This window comes from Streptomyces sp. NPDC001068 (genome assembly GCF_042897315.1).
Lineage (GTDB): Bacteria > Actinomycetota > Actinomycetes > Streptomycetales > Streptomycetaceae > Streptomyces.
In genome coordinates, this window is sequence record NZ_JBIAYD010000004.1 from 561,292 (window position 1) to 582,251 (window position 20,960).

Annotated in this window: 23 protein-coding genes; 15 read left to right on the plus strand and 8 right to left on the minus strand. The window is 73.4% G+C overall.

The window, feature by feature from the left end:
* Window positions 1-328 precede the first annotated feature (328 nt).
* From ACFY3I_RS14815 to amaP, 7 genes are all read left to right on the plus strand, one after another.
* Window positions 329-547, plus strand: a complete 219-nt coding sequence (locus tag ACFY3I_RS14815) for a helix-turn-helix domain-containing protein (RefSeq protein ID WP_046727957.1) — start codon at window positions 329-331, stop codon at window positions 545-547.
* Window positions 548-675: 128 nt separating this feature from the next.
* Entirely contained in the window at window positions 676-1,479 is an 804-nt protein-coding gene (locus ACFY3I_RS14820; protein ID WP_390860850.1) for an enoyl-CoA hydratase/isomerase family protein, read from the plus strand.
* A gap of 286 nt (window positions 1,480-1,765) precedes the next feature.
* A complete protein-coding gene (locus tag ACFY3I_RS14825) occupies window positions 1,766-2,239 on the plus strand; it encodes an Asp23/Gls24 family envelope stress response protein (RefSeq protein WP_390860851.1) in 474 nt (157 codons plus the stop codon).
* 19 nt (window positions 2,240-2,258) lie between these two features.
* A complete protein-coding gene (locus tag ACFY3I_RS14830) occupies window positions 2,259-2,453 on the plus strand; it encodes a hypothetical protein (protein ID WP_351326119.1) in 195 nt (64 codons plus the stop codon).
* Window positions 2,450-2,809 (plus strand): hypothetical protein, encoded by a 360-nt coding sequence (locus ACFY3I_RS14835; RefSeq protein WP_365283580.1) that lies wholly within the window; start codon window positions 2,450-2,452, stop codon window positions 2,807-2,809. The genes ACFY3I_RS14830 and ACFY3I_RS14835 overlap by 4 nt, the downstream gene beginning before the upstream one ends.
* Window positions 2,809-3,414 (plus strand): DUF6286 domain-containing protein, encoded by a 606-nt coding sequence (locus tag ACFY3I_RS14840; RefSeq protein WP_365283582.1) that lies wholly within the window; start codon window positions 2,809-2,811, stop codon window positions 3,412-3,414. Before ACFY3I_RS14835 ends, ACFY3I_RS14840 begins: the two co-directional genes overlap by 1 nt.
* 3 nt (window positions 3,415-3,417) lie before the next feature.
* Complete coding sequence (gene amaP, locus ACFY3I_RS14845; protein WP_365283584.1) at window positions 3,418-3,996, plus strand: alkaline shock response membrane anchor protein AmaP; 579 nt, start codon at window positions 3,418-3,420, stop codon at window positions 3,994-3,996.
* Between the two features lie 50 nt (window positions 3,997-4,046).
* Here the strand turns inward: amaP and ACFY3I_RS14850 are convergent, their stop codons facing one another.
* The 5 genes from ACFY3I_RS14850 to ACFY3I_RS14870 all read right to left on the minus strand — a co-directional run bounded on the left by ACFY3I_RS14850 (window position 4,047) and on the right by ACFY3I_RS14870 (window position 8,854).
* The gene (locus ACFY3I_RS14850) at window positions 4,047-4,802 is read right to left on the minus strand and encodes an SDR family oxidoreductase (protein ID WP_365283586.1); all 756 of its coding nucleotides are present in this window, start codon (window positions 4,800-4,802) and stop codon (window positions 4,047-4,049) included.
* A gap of 5 nt (window positions 4,803-4,807) precedes the next feature.
* Complete coding sequence (locus tag ACFY3I_RS14855) at window positions 4,808-6,592, minus strand: glycoside hydrolase family 15 protein (protein WP_390860852.1); 1,785 nt, start codon at window positions 6,590-6,592, stop codon at window positions 4,808-4,810.
* 65 nt (window positions 6,593-6,657) lie between these two features.
* On the minus strand, window positions 6,658-7,455 hold the full coding sequence (locus tag ACFY3I_RS14860; protein WP_390860853.1) for an SURF1 family protein: 798 nt from the start codon (window positions 7,453-7,455) through the stop codon (window positions 6,658-6,660).
* Between the two features lie 71 nt (window positions 7,456-7,526).
* The gene (locus ACFY3I_RS14865; RefSeq protein ID WP_351326105.1) at window positions 7,527-7,760 is read right to left on the minus strand and encodes a hypothetical protein; all 234 of its coding nucleotides are present in this window, start codon (window positions 7,758-7,760) and stop codon (window positions 7,527-7,529) included.
* 92 nt (window positions 7,761-7,852) lie between these two features.
* Complete coding sequence (locus tag ACFY3I_RS14870) at window positions 7,853-8,854, minus strand: DEDDh family exonuclease (RefSeq protein WP_390860854.1); 1,002 nt, start codon at window positions 8,852-8,854, stop codon at window positions 7,853-7,855.
* Window positions 8,855-9,057: 203 nt separating this feature from the next.
* On the opposite strand from ACFY3I_RS14870, the gene ACFY3I_RS14875 reads away from it, so the two are divergent.
* The 8 genes from ACFY3I_RS14875 to ACFY3I_RS14910 all read left to right on the plus strand — a co-directional run bounded on the left by ACFY3I_RS14875 (window position 9,058) and on the right by ACFY3I_RS14910 (window position 16,761).
* Window positions 9,058-9,852 carry an acetoacetate decarboxylase family protein gene (locus ACFY3I_RS14875; protein WP_390860855.1) on the plus strand — a complete coding sequence of 265 codons (795 nt, stop codon included), beginning with the start codon at window positions 9,058-9,060 and terminating at the stop codon, window positions 9,850-9,852.
* Window positions 9,852-10,736 carry an SDR family NAD(P)-dependent oxidoreductase gene (locus tag ACFY3I_RS14880; protein ID WP_390860856.1) on the plus strand — a complete coding sequence of 295 codons (885 nt, stop codon included), beginning with the start codon at window positions 9,852-9,854 and terminating at the stop codon, window positions 10,734-10,736. The genes ACFY3I_RS14875 and ACFY3I_RS14880 overlap by 1 nt, the downstream gene beginning before the upstream one ends.
* A 13-nt stretch (window positions 10,737-10,749) precedes the next feature.
* On the plus strand, window positions 10,750-12,036 hold the full coding sequence (locus tag ACFY3I_RS14885) for an amidohydrolase family protein (RefSeq protein WP_390860857.1): 1,287 nt from the start codon (window positions 10,750-10,752) through the stop codon (window positions 12,034-12,036).
* A complete protein-coding gene (locus ACFY3I_RS14890; protein WP_365283601.1) occupies window positions 12,033-13,262 on the plus strand; it encodes an amidohydrolase family protein in 1,230 nt (409 codons plus the stop codon). The genes ACFY3I_RS14885 and ACFY3I_RS14890 overlap by 4 nt, the downstream gene beginning before the upstream one ends.
* A gap of 45 nt (window positions 13,263-13,307) precedes the next feature.
* Window positions 13,308-14,021 carry a VIT family protein gene (locus ACFY3I_RS14895; protein ID WP_390860858.1) on the plus strand — a complete coding sequence of 238 codons (714 nt, stop codon included), beginning with the start codon at window positions 13,308-13,310 and terminating at the stop codon, window positions 14,019-14,021.
* 128 nt (window positions 14,022-14,149) lie between these two features.
* Window positions 14,150-15,016, plus strand: coding sequence for a sterol desaturase family protein (locus ACFY3I_RS14900; RefSeq protein WP_390860859.1), 867 nt, complete (start codon window positions 14,150-14,152; stop codon window positions 15,014-15,016).
* Window positions 15,013-15,678 (plus strand): lysoplasmalogenase, encoded by a 666-nt coding sequence (locus tag ACFY3I_RS14905; protein ID WP_390860860.1) that lies wholly within the window; start codon window positions 15,013-15,015, stop codon window positions 15,676-15,678. The genes ACFY3I_RS14900 and ACFY3I_RS14905 overlap by 4 nt, the downstream gene beginning before the upstream one ends.
* A 36-nt stretch (window positions 15,679-15,714) precedes the next feature.
* The gene (locus ACFY3I_RS14910) at window positions 15,715-16,761 is read left to right on the plus strand and encodes a zinc-dependent alcohol dehydrogenase family protein (protein WP_365283609.1); all 1,047 of its coding nucleotides are present in this window, start codon (window positions 15,715-15,717) and stop codon (window positions 16,759-16,761) included.
* Between the two features lie 60 nt (window positions 16,762-16,821).
* Here the strand turns inward: ACFY3I_RS14910 and ACFY3I_RS14915 are convergent, their stop codons facing one another.
* The 3 genes from ACFY3I_RS14915 to ACFY3I_RS14925 all read right to left on the minus strand — a co-directional run bounded on the left by ACFY3I_RS14915 (window position 16,822) and on the right by ACFY3I_RS14925 (window position 20,913).
* Entirely contained in the window at window positions 16,822-17,832 is a 1,011-nt protein-coding gene (locus ACFY3I_RS14915; protein WP_390860861.1) for a CopD family protein, read from the minus strand.
* Window positions 17,833-17,937: 105 nt separating this feature from the next.
* Window positions 17,938-19,314: a CoA transferase gene (locus ACFY3I_RS14920; RefSeq protein ID WP_390860862.1), complete on the minus strand. Its 1,377-nt coding sequence runs from the start codon at window positions 19,312-19,314 to the stop codon at window positions 17,938-17,940.
* A 54-nt stretch (window positions 19,315-19,368) separates the two neighbouring features.
* Window positions 19,369-20,913 (minus strand): S8 family serine peptidase, encoded by a 1,545-nt coding sequence (locus ACFY3I_RS14925; protein WP_390860863.1) that lies wholly within the window; start codon window positions 20,911-20,913, stop codon window positions 19,369-19,371.
* Window positions 20,914-20,960 lie beyond the last annotated feature (47 nt).

The following is a 20,960-nucleotide window of genomic DNA, read 5'->3' on the forward strand; positions in this document are numbered from 1 at the left end:
GCCTGATCCACTGGCTATGGATCATTCGGCTTATCGGTGATCCATCATCTGTGTGAGATCTCCTCGTATCGAGGTGTGTCATACACCGATTTCACGGCCGATCCCTTTGTCGACAGGGGTCGGCCGTCTCTCGTCCCTGACCTGGCACTTCGCGGGACAACCCGTTCGGCCCCACGGACACCACCCGCTGGAAGTGACGATTCCGCTTGTGGGGATGCGCTCCTGTCGTCACAACGATGTCTCACGGACCTTGCCGAATGGGTGGCCATCGGGCCCCGGAGGGGTGATCATGAGGGGACCAGAGCGCACTTCCCATGAGGAGGCACGGGTGGCCGAGACTCTGAAGAAGGGCAGCCGGGTGACCGGCGCCGCGCGCGACAAGCTCGCGGCAGACCTGAAGAAGAAGTACGACTCCGGTGCGAGCATCCGGGCACTGGCCGAGGAAACCGGCCGCTCGTATGGCTTCGTCCACCGGATGCTCAGCGAGTCGGGTGTCACGCTGCGTGGGCGTGGCGGGGCGACGCGGGGCAAGAAAGCCGCGTCCTGACCCCGGGCGGCCCACCGGCTTCGATGGTGGCCACCCGGTCGGCCGACTGATCGACCGGGTGGTTACTGTGCAGTCACTTAGCATGCCCCACGGCAATGCGTGATGACCGCACACATCGGAGGCGCCCCATGGCTTCGCCCGACCAGGACCTCGCTCCTGTTCTCGACAAGGACGGCGTTCGGCTCACCGTCGAAGACGCGCTCGCCACGGTGACACTGACCAACCCGGCCAAGCGCAACGCCCAGAGCCCCGCACTGTGGCGGACGTTGGCGGAGGCCGGGAGGTCGCTGCCGGGGTCGGTGCGCGTCGTCGTACTGCGCGGTGAGGGCCAGTCCTTCTCCGCGGGCCTCGACCGGCAGATGTTCTCGCCGGAGGGCATCCCGGGCGAGCCCACCTTCATCGAACTCGCGCGCCGTGACGACGCCGGGCTCGACGCGACCATCGCCGAATACCAGCAGGCGTTCACCTGGTGGCGGCGCAACGACCTGGTGTCGATCGCCGCCGTGCAGGGCCACGCCATCGGCGCCGGCTTCCAGCTGGCCCTCGCCTGTGACCTGCGCGTCGTCGCCGACGACGTGCGGTTTGCCATGCGCGAGACCAGCCTCGGCCTGGTGCCCGACCTCACCGGGACCCACCCGCTGGTCTCACTCGTCGGCTACGCCCGCGCACTGGAGATCTGCGCGACCGGGCGGTTCGTCCAGGCCGAGGAGGCGGTCGCGACCGGGCTCGCCAACCTCGCGGTGCCCGCCGCCGACCTCGACGCCGCCGTGCGCGACCTGGCCGGGGCGCTGCTGGCCGCGCCCCGGGACGCGGTGGTGGAGACCAAGGCGCTGCTGCGGGGCGCCGGCGACCGTACCTACGAGGAGCAGCGGGCGGCCGAACGGCAGGCCCAGGCCCGGCGGCTGCGGGACCTCGCGGGCGTCGGCGAGTAGCCCGGCGCGGGCGGGCCGGGACCGGTCGCACCCGCGGCCGGCCGCGGCCGACAGCCGCAACCCCTTCGGACACCGCGACCGTCCCGGGCCCGGCCGGCCGCGGGCCGACAGCCGCACCCCTTCCGACACCGCCACCGCCACCGCCCCGGCCCGGCCGGAGGGCGCCGCTCCGTGCCGTTCCCCCGGTCCGGCGGACATTGCTCCAGCCTGCCGCATCACCGGGGCGGGAGGGGGGCATCCGCACTTAACGTGGTCGCAGGACCACGATCGGAAGGGGCGCACGGCGATGACGGAGATGACGGCGGAGCCGGAGAAGGACCCGAAGGACCCGACGCTGGGGACCCGGAGGACCGTCCGGCGCGGAGGCGGTGACCCGTCGACCCGCGGGCGGACCACGATCGCCGACGGAGTGGTGGAGAAGATCGCCGGACTCGCGGCCCGGGACGTGGTCGGCGTGCACGCGATGGGCAGCGGACTGGCCCGCACCTTCGGCGTGGTGCGCGACCGGGTGCCGGGCGGTTCCAAGTCGGTCAGCCGGGGCGTGAAGGCCGAGGTCGGCGAGGTGCAGACCGCGCTCGACCTGGAGATCGTCGTGGACTACGGCGTGTCGATCGCCGACGTGGCCCGCGCGGTGCGGGAGAACGTGATCGCGGCGGTCGAGCGCATGACCGGCCTCGAGGTGGTCGAGGTCAACATCGCGGTGAGTGACGTGAAACTGCCCGAGGAAGAGGAAGAGGAACCGGAGAGCCGGCTCCAGTGACGGCTGAGGGGAGCTCACCATGAACCTGGCCGTGGTCGGCATGATCGCCGGCATGGCGCTGGGCTTCGCCGGGTACTTCGGCGGGTTCGGCGCCTTCCTGCTGGTGGCGGCGCTGGGCGCCGTCGGGTTCGTCGCCGGCAGGTTCGCCGAGGGGGACCTCGAACCCGGCGACTTCTTCCGCAGCCGCGACGACCGCCGGGACCGTCGGCGATGACCGGCGCGAGCGGTGCGACGGGACGGCCCGCGAGCGTCGTGGCGCCGGGCGACCGCGGGGCCGTCCGGATCGCCGACCGGGTGGTGGCGAAGATCGCGGCCCAGGCGGCCCGCGAGGTCCTCGGCCCCCTCCCGAGGGACGCCGTGCCCCCGCACGCCACGGTCGTGGTCCACCACGGCACCGCCCGGGTCCGCGTCCACCTCGAACTGGACTATCCGTCCGCCATCGGCGCCCGGTGCGCGGCCGTGCGTCGACATGTGGTCGAGCGGGTAGGCGCGTTGGTGGACATGGAGGTGCGGGAGGTCGCCGTGCACGTCGAACGGCTGCATCCGGCCCAGAGCCCGGGGAGGGCGTGATGAGCACCGAGCGCACAGAGGTCGTCGAGAGGCCGCCCGAGGCCGCGCCGCCCCCGGCCGGTCACGCGTCCCGTTTCTGGTCGCCGCGCCGCGCCCCCGCGGCCCTGGTCGCCTTCGTGGTCCTGGTGGCGTCCGCCGCCTTCCTCTACGACATCGGCGCGGTCCGCGCGCACCACCCGGCGATGCACTGGCGCCGCGCACTGGCCGGGCAACTGGCGACACGGCCCCTCGACGACAACTGGGTCCTGGTCGGCGCGGGCGTCGCCGCGGTCCTCGGCCTGTGGCTGCTCGCCCTGGCCGCCACGCCGGGCCTGCGGGACCTGCTGCCGATGCGCCGCAGCGATCCGGACGTGCGCGCCGGGCTGCGCCGCGACGCGGCCGCCACCACGCTGCGCGACCGGGCCATGGAGATCTCGGGCGTACGCCGGGTACGCGTACGGCTGAGCCGCTCCCGTGCCCACGTCCTGGCCGTCTCCCACTTCCGTGAACTCGACGAGGTGCGGGCCGACCTCGACACGGCGCTCCACGACGCGATCGACGGCCTGGGCCTGGCCCATCCGCCCAGGCTGGGCCTGCACGTCGTCCGACCCGGCAGGAAGGGATGAGCGATGCGCACGACGATCAACCGCGTACTGGTCGGCCTCGCGGGGCTGGTGCTCGTGGTCCTCGGCGGTTCGGTCCTGGCCGTCGGCCTCGGCGCCCCGACGCCCTCCTGGTGGATCCACGACGGCCGTCACGACGTCCTGCTGAGCACCGCCCGGCGCACCCACTTCCGTGACGCGGGCTGGTGGTGGCCGACGGTGCTGGGCGCACTGGCCGTCGTGCTCCTGCTGTCCCTGTGGTGGCTGACGGCACAACTGCGCCGACGCCGGCTCACCGAGGTCCTGGTGGACACCGGGGACGGCGAGGGCGCGCTGCTGCGCGGCCGGGCCCTGGAGACGGTGCTGGCCGAGGACGCCGCCCACCAACAGGGCGTCGCCCACGCCCAGGCGGTCCTCCAGGGCACCCGCACGGCACCGCGGGTGCGGGTGTGGCTCCGGCTGGACCCGGACGTGCCACCGCGCGCGGCGCTGGACGAGCTGACGGCCCGGGCCCTGCACCACGCACGTGAGTCGGCGGCCCTGAAGAAGCTCCCCGCGGAGGTCCGGCTCACGTCCGTGCGACACCGTGCGGAGCGCGTCACCTGACGACGCGGCAGGCACCGCGCCCCCGTCGCGGGGGCGCGGGCGCACGACCGTCAGAAACCGTGCCGCATACCCCCGTCGACGGGCACCATGATCCCGGTCAGGTAGGACGCCGCGGGCGACAGCAGGAACGCGCCGACCCGGCCGAACTCCTCCGGCCTCCCGTACCGCCGCAGCGGAATCCGGGACTCGTTCTCCAGCCGGGTGGCGCCGGGGTCGGCCGACAGTCCGTCCAGCTCCCGCACCCGGTCCGTGTCGATCCGCGACGGCAGCAGCCCCACCACCCGGATCCCGCGCGGCCCCAGTTCGTCCGCCAGCGACTTGGCGAACCCGGCCAGCCCGGGCCGCAGCGCGTTCGAGATCGTCAGCCCGGGAATCGGCTCGTACACCGAGGCGGACAGCACGAACCCGATGACACCACCGTCCGCCAGCTCGGCGGCCGCCGCTCGCGCCAGCCGTACGGCCCCCAGGAACACCGCCTCGTAGGCGGACTGCCACTGCTCGTCCGTGTTGTCGGCGACGAACCCGGCCGGGGGCCCGCCCACGCTCACGAGGATGCCGTCGAAGCGTCCGAACCGCTCACGGGCCGCCGCGATGACCCGCTCCGGCGCGTCCGGTTCCCCGTTGTCCACGGCGAGGCCCGCCGCGTCCGGTCCCAGTTCGGCCGCCGCCGCCGCGACCCGCTCCTCGTCCCGTCCGGTCACCACGACCTTCGCCCCGTCGGCGACCAGCTCGCGGGCGGTCGCGTTGCCCAGCCCGCGGGTCGCTCCGGTGACGACGTACACCCGGTCCTTCAGTCCAAGATCCATGCCCCCTATCCTGCCCCGTCGCCGCCGAAGAGTGTCAGGACGGTGTTCACCAGGCCGATGTGGCTGAACGCCTGCGGGAAGTTGCCCAGCTGGCGGCCCAGTTCCGGCTCGTACTCCTCGGAGAGCAGCCCCACGTCGTTGACGAGACCCACCAGCCGCTCGAACAGCTTCCTGGCCTCGTCGGTGCGTCCCGTCATGTGCAGCGCGTCGGCGAGCCAGAACGAGCAGGCCAGGAAGGCACCCTCGCCGCCGGGCATGCCGTCGACGCCGATCGCGTCGGTGTCGTAGCGGCACACGAAGCCGTCCCGCCCCAGGCCGTCGCGGATCGCGTCCACGGTGCCGATCACCCGCGGGTCGTCCGGCGGCAGGAAACCGAAGCGGGGGATCAGCAGCAGGGCGGCGTCCAGTTCGCGCGAGCCGTAGTACTGGGTGAAGGTGTTGCGCCGCGGGTCGAACCCCTTCTCGCACACCTCCCGGTGGACCTCGTCGCGGAGCGCGCGCCAGCCCTCCAGATCGCCCTCCAGCTCCGCGTGCTCCTCCAGGGTGCGTACCGCGCGGTCCGCGGCCACCCAGACGAGCACCTTCGAGTGCACGAAGTGCCGGCGGCCGCCGCGTACCTCCCACAGGCCCTCGTCCGGCTGCCGCCAGATCTTCTCCAGGAACTTCATCAGCGAGCACTGGATGGCCCACATGTGCGGCCTGGTGGACAGGCCGGCGGTGCGGGACAGCGACAGCGAGTCCATGACCTCGCCGTACACGTCCAGCTGGAGCTGGTCGACGGCGCCGTTGCCGACCCGGACCGGCGCCGAGCCGGCGAAGCCGGACAGCCAGGGCAGCTCGAACTCGGGCAGCCGGCGCTCGCCGGCCAGGCCGTACATGATCTGCAGGTCCGCCGGGTCGCCGGCCACCGCGCGCACCAGCCAGTCGCGCCAGGCCTCGGCCTCCTTGTGGTATCCGGCCGACAGCAGGGCGCCGAGGGTCAGGGTGGAGTCGCGCAGCCAGCAGAAGCGGTAGTCCCAGTTGCGCACCCCGCCCAGTTCCTCGGGCAGTGAGCTGGTGGCGGCGGCCACGATGCCGCCGGTCGGCGCGTAGGTGAGCGCCTTCAGGGTGATCAGGGAGCGCACCACCGCGTCCCGGTAGGGGCCGCGGTAGGTGCAGCGGGCGGTCCAGCGCCGCCAGCCCGTGACGCTGGAGCGCAACGCCTCGTACGGGTCCAGGAGCGGCGGCCGCGGCTCGTGGGAGGGGTGCCAGGTGAGCACGAACGCGACCCGTTCGCCCTCGCCGACGCTGAACTCCGAGTGCGTGCCGAAGTCCTCGCCCCAGGTCCGGACCGACGGTTCGCTGCGCAGCCACACCGAGTCGGGCCCGGCGACGGCGACGCGGTGGCCGCCCGAGCGGCGCATCCAGGGGATGACCGAGCCGTAGTCGAAGCGCAGCCGGAGCGCGCTGTGCACGGTGACCCGGCCGCTGACGCCCTCGACGATGCGGACGACATCGGGCGCCCGGTCGCGCTGGGGCATCAGGTCGGTGACCCGGATCGTGCCCTCGGCGGTCTCCCATTCGGTGTCCAGGACCAGGGTGCCGGGCCGGTAGCCGCGCCGGGCGCAGGTGGTGGCGTCCTTCGGGGCGATCCGCCAGTGGCCGTTGTCCTCGTCGCCCAGGAGCCTCGCGAAGCAGGCGGCCGAGTCGAAGCGGGGCACGCACAGCCAGTCGACTGAGCCGTCCTTGCCGACCAGGGCCGCGGTCTGTTCGTCGCCGATGAGGGCGTAGTCCTCGATGCGTCGGTCCACGGGTTCCGGTTTCCCGTCGCGCCGGTGAGCCAATCAGGGGGTGGGCCGGGGGAGTGACCCGGTCCTCAGCCGACGGCCGCCGGTTCCGCTTCCGGCGCGGGCTGTTCCTTCGCGGCCTCCTCGCGGGCCCGCGCCTCGCGGCGGACCAGGACGAACCAGCCGTAGGGGACGCCCGCGGCGAACAGCCACCACTGGATCATGTACGCGTAGTTCAGCGGGGCGTCTTCCTTGCCCGGGTCGGAGATCTGCTCCGGGGTGCCGCCCCTGGGCTCGGGCGCGGTCTGCTGGATGTAGCCGCCGAGCACCTGCCTGCCGAGACGGCGTGCCTGCTCCGCGCTGTTGATCAGCATGACCTGCCGGTCCGGCAGGCCGCTGATGTCCTTGATGCCGCTGGCCGCGGTGGTCTCGTCGGGCATCAGCCGGCCCTGGACGGTGACCCGGCCGGCCGGCGGGGCGGGGACCTTGGGGAACGCCGTCTGGCTCGGGCCGTCCGAGGAGATCCAGCCCCGGTTGACCAGCAGCACCTTGCCGTCGGCCAGGACGAAGGGGGTGAGGACGTGGTAGCCGACCTCGTCGTCCTCGTTGGTACGGCGGCGGACGACGACCTCGTGGGCGGTGTCGAAGGTGCCGGTCGCCGTGACGGTGTGGTACCGCTCCTTGCGGGTCACCGCGTGCCCCGGTCCGGTCATCCGCTCCACGGGCACCGGCTCGGCGTGCAGTGCCTCGGCCACCAGCGCGTTGCGGGCGCTGCGCTCCTCGTACCTGTGCTTCTGCCAGAACCCCAGCCGGATCATCGTGGGGATGAGAAGCAGGGAGATCAGGGTGAGGATCACCCACTGCCGGGTCAACAGGAAGCGGTACACGAACAAAGACCGTACCCCTTGTGCGCCGGCCCTCCGAGACAGGGTCCCCCGGAGGGCCTGTGCACGGAGGGTCACACGCGGTCGACGATGCCCGCCTTTCCGGCCTCGCGGGCGCAGTGGGCGCCGCAGTACCACTGGTTCTCGGCCTCCACGCCCTGGCCGATGATCGAGACCTTGCAGTGCTCGCAGACGGGGGCCATCCGGTGGATCGCGCAGGAGAAGCAGTCGAAGACGTGGACCGCGCCCTGCGCGTGCACCTCGAAGGTCATTCCGTAGTCATTGCCGCAGACTTCGCATTTCGCCATGGGCCTCAGAGTGGGCGGTCGTCCCCGCGCGGGCGAGCGGGTGCCGGGCGAGTCGCCCGGCAATCACCCGTCCGCACGGCCTTGCCGCGCGGTCACTTCCCCGCCGCCGGGACGGACGCCGGCGCGACGTCCCGCAGCAACTGTCCGAAGGCCGCCTCGTCGACGACCGGCGTGCCGAACTGGCGTGCCTTGACCACCTTGGAGGTGCCCGACTCCGGGTCGTTGGTGACGAGCAGGCTGGTGAGCCGCGAGATGCTCGTCGACACGTGCAGACCGGCCTCCACCGCCCGGTCCTCCAGGAGGTCCCGCTCGGTGGAGGTGTCCCCGGAGAACGCCACCCGCATGCCCTGGCGGAGCGGCTCGCCGTCCGTGTACCGGCCCGGGTTCGGATAGGGGCAGGCCGGCCGCTTGCGGGACGGCCGCCAGCCGGTGGCACGGTAGCCGCCGTGCCCGCCGCTCGCCTGCTGCCCGATCCGCGGGGTCTCCGTCCACTCGGTCAGCGGCCGGCACTCGAGGAGCGGCAGCCGGACGTTGCCCGCCGCCGCGGCCCGCAGGCTGGGCCGGAACGCCTCGGCCAGCACGCGCGCGTCGTCCAGCGCGTGGTGCGCCCGCCGCTGCACGACACCGAAGTGCGCGGCCAGCGTCTCCAGCTTGTGGTTGGGCAGCGGCAGCCCCAGCTCCTTGGAGAGCGCGATGGTGCACAGCCGCTGCCTCACCGGTGGCTCGGTCCTGGCGCGCGCGTACTCGCGCGCGATCATCTGCCAGTCGAAGACCGCGTTGTGCGCGACCAGCACCCGGCCGTCGAGCCGGGCCGCGAACTCCTCGGCGATGTCCGGGAAGAGCGGCGCCCCTTCGAGCACCTCGCTCGTCAGGCCGTGGATCCACACCGGGCCCGGATCGCGCTCCGGATTGACCAGCGTGTACCAGTGGTCCTCGACCTCGCCGCGCCCGTCGAGCCGGTAGACGGCGGCGGAGATGATCCGGTCGTCCCGGGCCAGTCCGGTGGTCTCCACGTCGACGACCGCGTAGCCCTGCGGATACGCGGCCGGCCACGGGACGCCGGCGGAGACTGCGGTCGTACGGTCTTCGAGCATGGTCATTGAGGATACGGGCCCCGGCCGACAGTCCGGTCCGTCAGGTCGCCCGCCGCCACCGCCCGTTCGCATGTCCTGATTGCCCTTCGCGTGGCTATGGACCTTTGCGCCGCCCGGTGCGACCGTGCACCCCGCCCGCCGACGCGGCGACGACGGCGCGACGGCGCGGTGTTGGGACGGCCGACGGAAGGGCGGTACGGCGGATGGCACGCGTACGGTACGGCGCTCGGACCGAGGCGGAGATCGCGGCCGCCCGCGCCACGGGACTCCCGGACGTCTGGTCGACGGGCGTGGTGGCCGTCTGGGAGAGCGACCCGGACGCGGTCGCGGCGGTGCTGCCGCCCCCGCTCAAGCCCGCGGGCCGCCCCCTGGTCCGCGTCACCGTCAGCCGGGTCCGGCTGCCCGGATACCCGCTGGGCGCGGGCTCGTTCGCGGTCGCCGCCGCGCACGGCGCGGTCGAGGGCTGGTATCCGCTGGTGATGCCGATGACCCACGAGCGCGCCCTCACCGGCGGCCGCGAGGTCTTCGGAGAGCCCAAGAAGCTGGGCGAGGTGACCGTCGCGCGGGAGGGTGACCGCGTCCGCGCGACGCTGGCCCGGCACGGCGTCGACTTCGTGGAGGTGCGCGGCACGGTCGACGGACCGCTGCCGCTGCCCGGTCCCGCGCGCAGGACCGACTTCTACTTCAAGTTCCTGCCGGCGGTGGACGGACCGGGCTTCGACGGCGACCCGGTGCTCGTGCACTGCGTCCGCGACGAGCGGGTCCGCCGACTGGAGCGGGTGAGCGGGGAGGTGATCCTGCGTGAGTCGGCGTACGACCCGGTCGCCGACCTCCCGGTGCTGCGTCTGCTGGAGGTCACCCTCGGCGAGAAGACCAGCGACCAGCGCGGCCGGGTCGCCGAACGGGTCGACCCCCAGACCCTGCTGCCCTACGTCCACCAGCGCTACGACGACCCGCGTCAGATCGTCGACGCGCCCCCGGAAGGGAGCGGGGCCTGATGGAACTCCTCGCCGGACAGGTCGCCGTCGTCACCGGCGCGGCGAGCGGGATCGGGCTCGCCATGGCCCGGCGCTTCGCCGCCGAGGGCCTGAAGGTGGTCCTCGCCGACGTGGAGCCCGCCGCCCTGGAGAAGGCCGCGGCCGGCCTGCGCGCGGACGGCGCCGAGGTGCACGCGCGCGTGGTCGACGTCGGGGTGCGCGAACAGGTCCTGGAGCTGGCCGAGTCGGCGTACGACACGTACGGCGCGGTGCACGTCCTGTGCAACAACGCCGGGGTCGGCTCGGGGGCCGAGGGCCGCATGTGGGAGCACGACCCCAGCGACTGGAAGTGGGCCTTCGAGGTCAACGTGTGGGGTGTCTTCCACGGCGTCCAGGCGTTCGTGCCGAGGATGGTCGAGTCCGGCCGGCCCGGGCACGTCGTCAACACGTCCTCGGGCGACGGCGGTATCGCGCCGCTGCCGACGGCGTCGGTGTACGCGGTCACCAAGGCGGCCGTCGTCACGCTCACCGAGTCGCTGTACGCCCATCTGCGGGCCGAGCACGCGCGCGTGGGCGCCTCGGTGCTCTTCCCGGGGCCGCACATGCTCCGGACGGGCCTGTGGGAGTCGCACCGCAACCGGCCCGAGCGCCACGCCAAACAGCGCCCGCGCAGGACGCCGTACCGCAGCCTGGACCAGTGGGAGGCGGCGATGCGGGCGGCGGGCCGGGAGGTCGCCTTCACGCCCGTCGAGGAGGTCGCCGAGCTCGTCGTGGCGGGCATCCGCGCGGACCGGTTCTGGCTGCTGCCGGAGAGCGAGCGCAGCGACGCCCAGATCCGGGCGCGGGCGCGCTCGATGCTGGACCGCGTGAACCCGTCGTATCTCGAGAGCTTCATCCTGGACTGAACAGGGGGCAGTGGTGACCGCGTACGACGATCCCTACCTGATCATCTCCTCCGACTGCCACGCCGGGCTGCCCACCGAGGAGTACCGGCCCTATCTGGACGCCCGGTTCCACCGGGACTTCGACGAGTTCCTCGCCGGGCGGGACCGCCGCCGCGAGGAGATGACCCGGCTGGGCATCCGCAACGAGGCGTTCGCGAGCAAATGGTTCCAGGACAACGAGGAAGGGCTGCGCGGCGGTTGGGACAGCGCGCAGCGCCTGAAGGAACTGGACGGCGACGGGGTGGCCGCGGAGGTGGTCTTCCCGGACGCCGACGCCGTCGACAGCCGGACGGCGGCGCCCTTCGGGGTGGGCCTCGGCCTGTCCGGCGACCACGACCCGGAGCTGGGCATGGCGGGCGCGCGGGCGCACAACCGCTGGCTGGCCGACTTCGTCTCCGAACACCCCGAACGGCACTGCGGGGTGGCCCTGCTGCCGGTCACGGCCCCGGTGGACCACGTCGTCGCCGAGGTGCGCCGGGCCAGGGAGTCCGGCCTCCGCGCGCTGATGATCCCCGCCATGTGGGTCGACAAGGAGCCCTACCACGACCGCCGTTACGACCCGGTGTGGGCGGCCGCCGCCGAGTGCGGGATGCCGGTCCTCACCCACTCCGGGGCCGCCCCGCGCCACGAGTACGGCGACCACCTCGGCATCTACGTCAGCGAGGTGACCTGGTGGCCGGCCAGGCCGCTGTGGTTCCTGCTCTGGTCCGGGGTCTTCGAACGCCACCCGGGCCTCCGGTTCGGCGTCGCGGAGTCCGGCTGCTGGTGGCTGCCCAACCTGCTCTGGTTCATGGACCGCCTCTACCTCGGCGCGCACGGCGGCAAGAAGCTGTCCCCCTTCGAGGAGCTGAGGCGGCCGCCGCACGAGTACCTGGACCGGCAGGTCTTCGTCTGCGCCACCAACACCAAGCGCCGTGAACTCGCCCAGCGCTACGAGATCGGCGTCGACAACATCCTGTGGGGCAGCGACTTCCCGCACCCGGAGGGCACCTGGCCGGACACGCGCGCGTGGCTGCGCCGCACCTTCCACGACATCCCGGTGGCCGAGACCCGCCGGATGCTCGGCCTGGCGGCGGCCGAGGCCTTCGGCTTCGACGTGGCGCGGCTGACCCCGCTGGCCCGCCGCATCGGCCCCACCCCCGCCGACCTCGGCCAGCCGGCCGACCAGGCGGCCGTGGCGGCGTCCTGGGCACGCTCGCGCGAGGTGGGCCGGCACTGGCTGACCGACCACGACTTCCCGGCCCTGGGGGTGACGTCGTGAGCGAGGACCGCTACACGGTGATCTCGGCGGACTGCCACGCGGGCGCGGACCTCCTCGACTACCGGCCCTACCTGGAGAAGCGTTACCACGACGACTTCGACGACTGGGCGGCCACGTACGTCAACCCGTACGAGGACCTGCTCTCCGACTCGGCCGACCGGAACTGGAACTCCGCCCGGCGCCTCGCGGAGCTGGAACGGGACGGGATCGTCGCCGAGGTGATCTTCCCGAACACCATCCCGCCGTTCTTCCCGTCCGGGTCGCTCATGGCCCCCGCGCCGACCGGCGCGGAGGCCGAGCTGCGCTGGGCGGGCCTGCGCGCCCACAACCGCTGGCTGGCGGACTTCTGCGCCGCCGCCCCCGGCCGCCGGGCGGGTGTCTTCCAGATCCTCCTCAACGACGTCGACGAGGCCGTCGGGGAGATCCGCCGGGCGGCCGCCGCGGGCCTGACGGGCGGCCTCATGCTGCCCGGCACCCCGCCCAGCTCGGGCCTGCCCGAACTGCACGCGCGCGTGTACGACCCGATCTGGGCGGTGTGCGCGGAACTCGGCGTCCCCGTCAACCACCACGCGGGCTCGGCGTCCCCGCCGCTCGGTGACGAACCCGCCGCCCGCGCCGTCTTCATGGTCGAGACGACCTGGTTCTCGCACCGGGCGCTGTGGCACCTCGTCTTCGGCGGCGCCTTCCGCCGCCACCCGGAGCTGAAACTCGTCCTGACCGAGCAGGGCTCCGGCTGGATCCCCGGGGTGCTGGCCATGCTGGACTACTACCACGGCCGCCTGCTGGCCGCGGCCGCCTCGGCGACCACCGCCGAGGCGAGGTTCGGAGCCGGGCTCGCGCAGGGCATGGGCGGGTCGCCGTCCGAGGTGTGGCGCGCGAACTGCTTCGTCGGCGCCAGCTTCATGCGCCCGCACGAGGTGCCGCTGCGCGACCGCATCGGCCTGGACAAGATCATGTGGGGCAGCGACTACCCGCACGACGAGGGCACCTACCCGTACACCCGTGAGGGCCTGCGCTTCGCCTACGCGGGCGTCCCGCGCGAGGAGGTCGCCGCGATGGTCGGCGGCAACGCGGCCCGCGTGTACGGCTTCGACCTCGGCCTCCTGGACCCGATCGCGGCCGAGGTGGGACCGACGGTCGCGGAGATCGCCGAACCGCTGCCGGAGCCGCCGCCGGACGCCACCAGTCCGGTCTTCGCGCGCGGTGCCTCGGTCCGCGTCTGGTGACGTCGGTGCTCCCCTCGCCCGGGCCGGAGTGCGATCCTCCGTGTCGTGACGGAACAGACGCACGACGACGAGGCCCACGGGGGAGCGCTCGGCTCCCGGCTGAACTGGCTGCGGGCGGCCGTACTGGGCGCCAACGACGGCATCGTGTCGACGGCGGGCATCGTCGTCGGCGTCGCGGGCGCCACCGGTGACCGGAACGCGCTGCTGACGGCCGGTCTGGCGGGGCTGCTCGCCGGGTCGATGTCGATGGCGGCCGGGGAGTACGTGTCGGTGTCCACCCAGCGCGACTCGGAACTGGCCGCCCTCGCCCTGGAGAGACGGGAGCTGAAGGAGCAGCCCGAGGCGGAGCTCGAGGAACTGGCCGAACTGCTGGAGCGGCGCGGGCTGTCCCGGGAGGTGGCCAGGGAGGCGGCGGTCCAGCTGACCGAACGGGACGCCCTGAAGGCCCACGCGAGCGTGGAGCTGGGCATCGATCCGGACCAGCTGACCAGCCCGTGGAACGCGGCGCTGGCCAGCTTCCTGGCGTTCACGGCGGGGGCGCTGCTGCCGCTGCTGGCGATCGTGCTGCCGCCCGCCGGCTGGCGGCTTCCGGTCACGGTGGGGTCCGTACTGGCCGCGCTGGTCCTGACGGGCTGGAGCAGCGCGCGGCTCGGGGCGGCGGCGGTGGGCCCGGCGATGGTCCGCAACGTGCTGGGCGGCGCGCTGGCCATGGGCGTGACCTACGCGGCCGGGACGCTGCTGGGGGCGGTGGGGATCTGAGGCCCGTCCGTCGGCCCGCCCGATTTCGTCCGTTGGCGGAGATCGCCGACAAACAAGCGCGTACCGTCGGCAATACTTGTGGGTAACAACGTCTAGCCGCGGGCGACGGGCGCATCTACGGTGCCCCCATGCCGAACCTGCCCGATGTCGTGCTGCTGTCGATACCCGCCTTCGTGCTGCTCACCGTGATCGAGGTGATCAGCTACCGCATCCATCCCGACGACGACGCCGACGGGTACGAGACCAAGGACGCGGCCACCAGCGTCGGCATGGGGCTCGGCTCGCTCGTCTTCGACTTCTTCTGGAAGATCCCGATCGTCGCGATCTACTCGGCGGTGTACGCGCTCACCCCGCTGCGGATCCCGGTCCTGTGGTGGACGATCCCGCTGCTGCTGCTCGCCCAGGACTTCTTCTACTACTGGTCCCACCGCGGCCACCACGTCATCCGCATCCTGTGGGCCTGCCACGTCGTCCACCACTCCAGCGAGAAGTTCAACCTCACCACCGCACTGCGCCAGCCCTGGACCTCGCTGACCGTCTGGCCGTTCTACCTCCCGCTCATCGCCCTCGGCGTGCACCCGGCCACGCTGGCCTTCCTCTCCTCCGCGAACCTCGTCTACCAGTTCTGGATCCACACCGAGCGCATCGACAAGATGCCCCGCTGGTTCGAGTTCGTGTTCAACACCCCGTCCCACCACCGGGTGCACCACGCCTCCCAGGGCGGCTACCTGGACCGCAACTTCGGCGGGATCCTCATCGTCTGGGACCGGCTGTTCGGATCGTGGGTGCCCGAGGTCGAGCGTCCGGTGTACGGACTGACCAAGAACATCGACACCTTCAACCCGCTCAGGGTGGCCACCCACGAGTACGCGGCCATCGGCAGGGACCTGAAGGCCGCCCGCAGTTGGCGCGAGCGCGCCGGAAGGGTGTTCGGCGGGCCCGGCTGGGCGCCGCCGGCCCCCGCCGAGAAGACCGAGGAGTCCGTGGCCGCGTGAGAGCGTCCCGGGCGCTGCCCGCCGTCTTCGCCCTGGCCGTCGCGGCCGACCTCGGCTGCCTGGCCGCCGGCCTCCACTCCGGGCACGTCGTCGCCAAGGTGCTCCTGATGCCGCTGCTCGCCGCCTGGGCCGCCCGCGCGGGCGGCCCGCGGCTGCTCGTCGCGGCGCTGCTGTGCGGCTGGGGCGGCGACGTGCTGCTGCTCTCCGACGCCGACCCCGCCTTCATGGCGGGGATGGCCTGCTTCGCCGCCGGGCACGTCTGCTACCTCGTCCTGTTCCACCGCCACGGACCGCCACGCGCGCGTGCCGGTGTCCTCGCCGTCTGCTACGCCGCGGCCCTCGTCACCCTGGTCGTCCTGCTCTGGCCGGACCTGCCCGCGGGGCTGCGCGTGCCCGTGGCCGGCTACAGCACCCTGCTGACCGCCATGGCGTACACGGCGCTCACCCGGCTACGCCCGGTGGCCGGACTGGGCGGCGCGCTCTTCATGCTCTCCGACACCCTCATCGCCACCGGCGTCGCCGACTGGCCGCAGCTGCCGAGACCCGACTTCTGGATCATGCTCACCTACGCGGCGGGCCAGTTCCTGCTGGTCCGGGGCACCCTCGACGCGCGGCCCGCACCGGCGGCGGCGTACCGTGAAGTGCGCCAGACCACCCCCTGAGCGCACCCACGACACCGCACGAGAGGGACCCTCGCCATGCGCGCCACCACCATCCACGCCCCGTACGACATGCGCGTGGAGGACGTTCCCGAGCCCGTGGTGCAACTGCCCACCGACGCCGTCGTACGGGTACTGCGCGCCTGCATCTGCGGCAGCGACCTGTGGGCCTACCGGGGTGAGGCGGCCCGGCAGCCGGGGCAGCGCATCGGCCACGAGTTCCTGGGCGTCGTCGAGGAGACCGGCTCCGAGGTGGGCACCGTGCGGCGCGGTGACCTCGTGGTGGCCCCCTTCATGTGGTCCGACGGCGTCTGCGACTACTGCCGGGAGGGTCTGACCACCTCCTGCGAGCACGGCGGCTTCTGGGGCTCGGTCGGGTACGACGGCGGCCAGGGCGAGGCCGTGCGCGTCCCGTTCGCCGACGGCACCCTGGTCCAGCTGCCCAAGGAGGCCGCCTCCGACGACCACCTGCTCACCGCCCTGCTGACCCTCTCCGACGTGCTCGGCACCGGCCACCACGCGGCCCTCGGGGCGGGCGCCCGCCCCGGTGCCACGGTCGCCGTGGTCGGGGACGGCGCGGTGGGTCTGTGCGCCGTGCTGGCCGCCAAGCGGCTGGGCGCCGAGCGGATCATCGCCCTTGGCCGGCACGAGGTCCGTACCGACATCGCGCGCCGCTTCGGCGCCACCGACGTCGTCGCGGAGCGGGGCGAGGCGGCCGTCGCCGCCGTACGCGAACTCACCCGCGGCCAGGGCGCGCACTCCGTGGTGGAGGCCGTGGGCACCGAGCAGTCCATGCGGACGGCCGTCGAGATCACCCGGGACGGCGGCGCGATCGGGTTCGTCGGTGTCCCGCACGGCAGCGGTACCGGTCTCGACCTTGGGGTGATGTTCGACCGCAACATCGCCCTGCGCGGCGGCGTCGCCCCGGTCCGCGCCTACATCCCCGACCTGCTGCCCGACGTCCTGGCCGGCACCGTCGACCCCTCGCCGGTCTTCGACCTGACCGTCGGCATCGAGGGCGTGCCCGAGGGCTACAAGGCGATGGACGAGCGCACCGCCCTGAAGGTGCTCGTCACCAACGGCTGAGCCGACGCTCCGGCCGGGACGTGGTCACGTACCGGTACGCGATCACGTCCCGGTACGCCGTCACGTCCATCTGATCGGCACCGGCAGCGCCGTGAGCAGGCCCGACACCGCGACCACGACCCCCAACAGGGCCACCTCGGCCCGCGCCGGGACGTACGCGGCGAGCGGGTCGGCCGCCCGGCGCAGCCGGAACCGTGCCCACAGCGCGAGTGCGGCGACGGCGACGACGAGGACCGCCTTGGCCAGCAGGGTGCGCCCGTACGCCGTCGTCGTCAGCTGGTCCAGGACCGTGCCCGCCGGCATCCGCCGCAGCGAACTCCACACACCCGTCGCGGTGACGGCCGCGAGCAGTACGGCGGCCACGCGCGCGTAGAGACCGAGCAGTGCGGCCCCCGCCCGCCCGGAACGCCACCGGCGCACCAGACGCAGCGCGTGCAGCAGACCGCCCGCCCAGAGCATCGCGCACGTCAGATGCACCAGGGTCAGCGCCGAACCGAGCAACGGGGCGTGTTCGGGCGGGGGATGGGCGCGCAGCGCCTCGGCGGCGACCACCGCGGCGAGCGGCCACACCTGGATCGCCGGGCGGCGCGCGCGGGCGCACAGACCGGCCAGCACGAAGGCGTTGACCTCGATCAGCGCCAGCCTGCCGTCACGCGTCCGGTACAGGCCGCCCACCTCGACGTCGGCGAAGGAGTGCGGCACCAGGTTGCCCGTGGCCACGACCGACGCGAGTCCGAGCGCGGCGACGAAACCGGCGGCGGCCGCGAACACCGGCCAGCCGGACGGCGGTTCGGGCAGCCGGCCGGGCAGCCGGCGGGCCAGCCGGTGCACCAGCAGCTCGCCCGACGGCACGCACAGGGCGGCGAACACCACCCCGCGCAGCAGAGCGATGCCGCCGGTCCCCGGCGCCGCGGCCTCGCCGGTGCCGTGCAGCGCGACGGACGGCCCGAGCAGCGGTGTCAGCGCGGCCAGTGTCACCAGCAGCAGGAGGGCGCCGGCCCGCCAGGCGGCGCGGCGTCCCCCCGGGCCGCGTGCCTCGGTCGCCTCGGCGGTCGGTCCTGTCGCGGTCACCCCAGGATCTTCGCCAGCCGCGACAGAACCGGGCAAGCGAAACAAAACAACTGACCGTGCGTCATTCCGCCTGGCCGTACGGTTCCGGCCATCGGGGCGGACGCGTCAGGCCCACACGGCCGGATCCGATCCCCACGGCGCCGCGGGCCGGGCCCAGTCGTCCGGACCGCCCGCGAAGGACACCGGCGGCCGCGCGTACCGCACCCGTCCCAGCGGCCCGTCCTTCTCGGCGAGCCAGTCCCGCGGCCCCTCGTACGGCTCACCGCCCTCGGGCTCCCGTCCCACCTCCGCCGTCAGCCACCGCGCGGTGCGCGCCAGCGCCAGCCGTACGAACCTGCTCCCGCCGTCGTACGACTGCTCGGTCAGCGCTCGCAGCACCGCCGCCGCCAGCAGGTATCCCGTCCCGTGGTCGAGCGCCTGCGCGGGCAGCGCGCCCGGCCGGTCCGCCGAACCCTCGGTCTCCGCGATTCCGGTGGCGACCTGCACCAGGCTGTCGAACCCGCGCCGCCCGCCCCACGGCCCGTGTCCGCCCCACGCGGACACCTGGGCCACGACCAGTCCGGGCCGCCGTCCGGCCAGCGCCTCGGGGGAGAGACCGAACCGGTCGAGGGCGCCCGGCCGGTAGCCGGTGACCACGACGTCGGCCGACGCCAGCAACTCCTCGAAGGCCGCCCGGCCGGTCGTCAGGTCGAGCGTGGCCGAACGCTTCCCGAAACCCGTGTCGGCGTGCTGGTCGGCCAGTTCGGGCAGCCACGGCGCGTCCAGGCGCAGGACGTCCGCGCCCAGCAGCGCCAGGGTGCGGGTGGCGACCGGACCGGCCAGCACCCGGGTCAGGTCGAGCACGCGGAGCCCGGCGGCGGGCAGCAGGGCGGTGGCGCCGGCGTCGAGGGGCGCGAGCACGCGCGCGGGGGCCGCGTCCAGGCGGCCGCGTTCGACGAGGGGCCGGGCGGCCACCGCCACCCCCTGCTCGTGCGCGGCCCACTCCCCGGGTGAGCGCAGCGCCACGGCCAGCCCGCCGGCGCCGTACACGGCCGTCTCCACCGCCGCGGCGGACCGGTCGGCGATCCGCGCCGCCACGTCCTGCGCCGAGGCGCCCTCCGGCAGTCCCAGCGCGCCAAGCAGCCGGGCCCGGTGATGCGGGTAGTTGGCGTGCGTGCGTACCCACCCGTCGGCCGTGCGCCAGAACCGCGACAGCGGCGCGAACTGCACCGGAGCCCGCCCGTCGACCAGGAGCTGCCGCTCACTGGTGAAGGCCGCCGCCACCGCCCCGTCGTCCACCAGGACGGCGGGGACCCGGGCGGCACCGGTCCGGCGCGCCGCCAGCTCGGCGGCGGCCAGCGCGCACACGCCGACGCACGCGCGGGCCAGCCGTCGTACGGGAAGGCGTGCGGGAAGCGTGTCCGCGCGGGGCACCGTCGTGATCCGCGCGGACAGCGACGGAGCGCCGCCCAGCGCGGACCACGCGGAGTTGATTGCAGTCATGACTGCACTATGCAGTATTGACTGAATCAGTAATGAATCAATACATGTGCCCGGCTACCGGGTGACCGCCGCCAGCGCGTCCACCGTGCCCCAGCCGTAGAAACCGTTGTGGTTCCTGGAGCCCTCGCACACCGCGTCGACCTTGCCGTCACCGTCGATGTCGTACGGGTCGGCGCACGGCGTGGCGGTCGCCTCGGCGTACAGCAGGGCCTTCACCAGGGCGGGGGAGGCGTGCGGATGTGTGGACTTGATCAATGCGGCGACGCCGACGACATGCGGGGTCGCCATCGACGTACCGGCCATGTAGCCCCACGTGCCGCCCGGCAGCGGACCCAGGATGAGACCGCTGGTCGCCGGGGGCGCCGGGGTCTGGTACGAGGTCGAGTCGCCACCGGGCGCGGCGACGTCGATCACCCCGAGGCCGTAGTTCGAGAAGGACGACTTCAGGCCCTTGGCGCCCGTGGCGGAGACCGTGACGACGCCCGGCAGCTGGGTCGGTATGTCGAAGCACTTGCGCGGGTCGATGACCCGGTCGCTCGGCGTGCCGTCGTTCGGCGAGACCGGGTCGGTGATCGAGTCGGCCGCCAGGTCGTAGCTCTCGTTGCCGGCCGCCGCCACGTTGACCGTGCCCTTGCGCTCCGCGAACCGGGAGGCGCGGGTGATGGCGTCGACGAGCGCCCTCTGGTCGGGGTCGGTGGTGCAGTTGAAGTACCACGGATCGGTGTAATAGCTGTTGTTGGTGACGTCGATGTGGTGCTCGGCCGCCCACACGAAACCGCAGACGACCGCCTCCGTGTAGAAGTACCCGGCGGTGGTCGACACCTTGATGCCCGCCACCTTGACGCCGGGCGCCACGCCGGTGATGCCGATCCCGTTCTTCGCGCCGGCGATCTCACCCGCCACATGGGTGCCGTGCGGGCTCTCCGAGGCGCTGGGCCGCCAGGCGCCGTACGTCGTGTCCGGCTTGCCCGTGACGCAGTTGGTGGACTGCTTGGCGGAGAAGTTGGGGGCGATGTCCGGGTGGGTGTCGTCCACGCCGGTGTCGATGACACCGACGGTGACCTTCGGGCTGCCGAGGGTCTTCTCGTGCGCCTTGTCGGCCTTGATGGCCGGCAGGTCCCACTGCAACGGCTCCAGCGGGTCCTGCCCGGCGGCCGCCTTGGCGCCCGCCGCGGCGACCTGCTCGGAGCCGAGCGCCCGCGGCGTGCCGACGTCGGTGGTCGACTGGGCGGGCAGCGGCGCGTTGCGGGTGGCGCCCGCCGAGTCGACGCCGGGCACCTTGCGCATGGCCTTGGCGAAGTCGGGGTTCGAGGAGTGGACGACGATCACACCGATCTCGTCGTACGCGATCACCACCGAACCGCCGGCCCGGTCGATCGCCCGCTGGACGCGCTGCGCGGTGCCGTGCCCGGGGCGGACGTTGACGACGTAGCTGAGGGACGTCGCGTCACTCGCGCCACTCGCGGCCGCGGTCGTGGCCGCGGCCGCGGTGTCGGCGGCGGACGCCGAGACGTTGGGCAGGAAGGCGAGGGCCGTGGCCATGGCCATGCCGAGCGGAACGGCGAGCGCGCGGCGGTGGCGCGACTGGGGCGCTGTCATGTGGTTGAGCCTCCGGTTCGTTCGCGAAACGAGGATGCCGTGCGGGA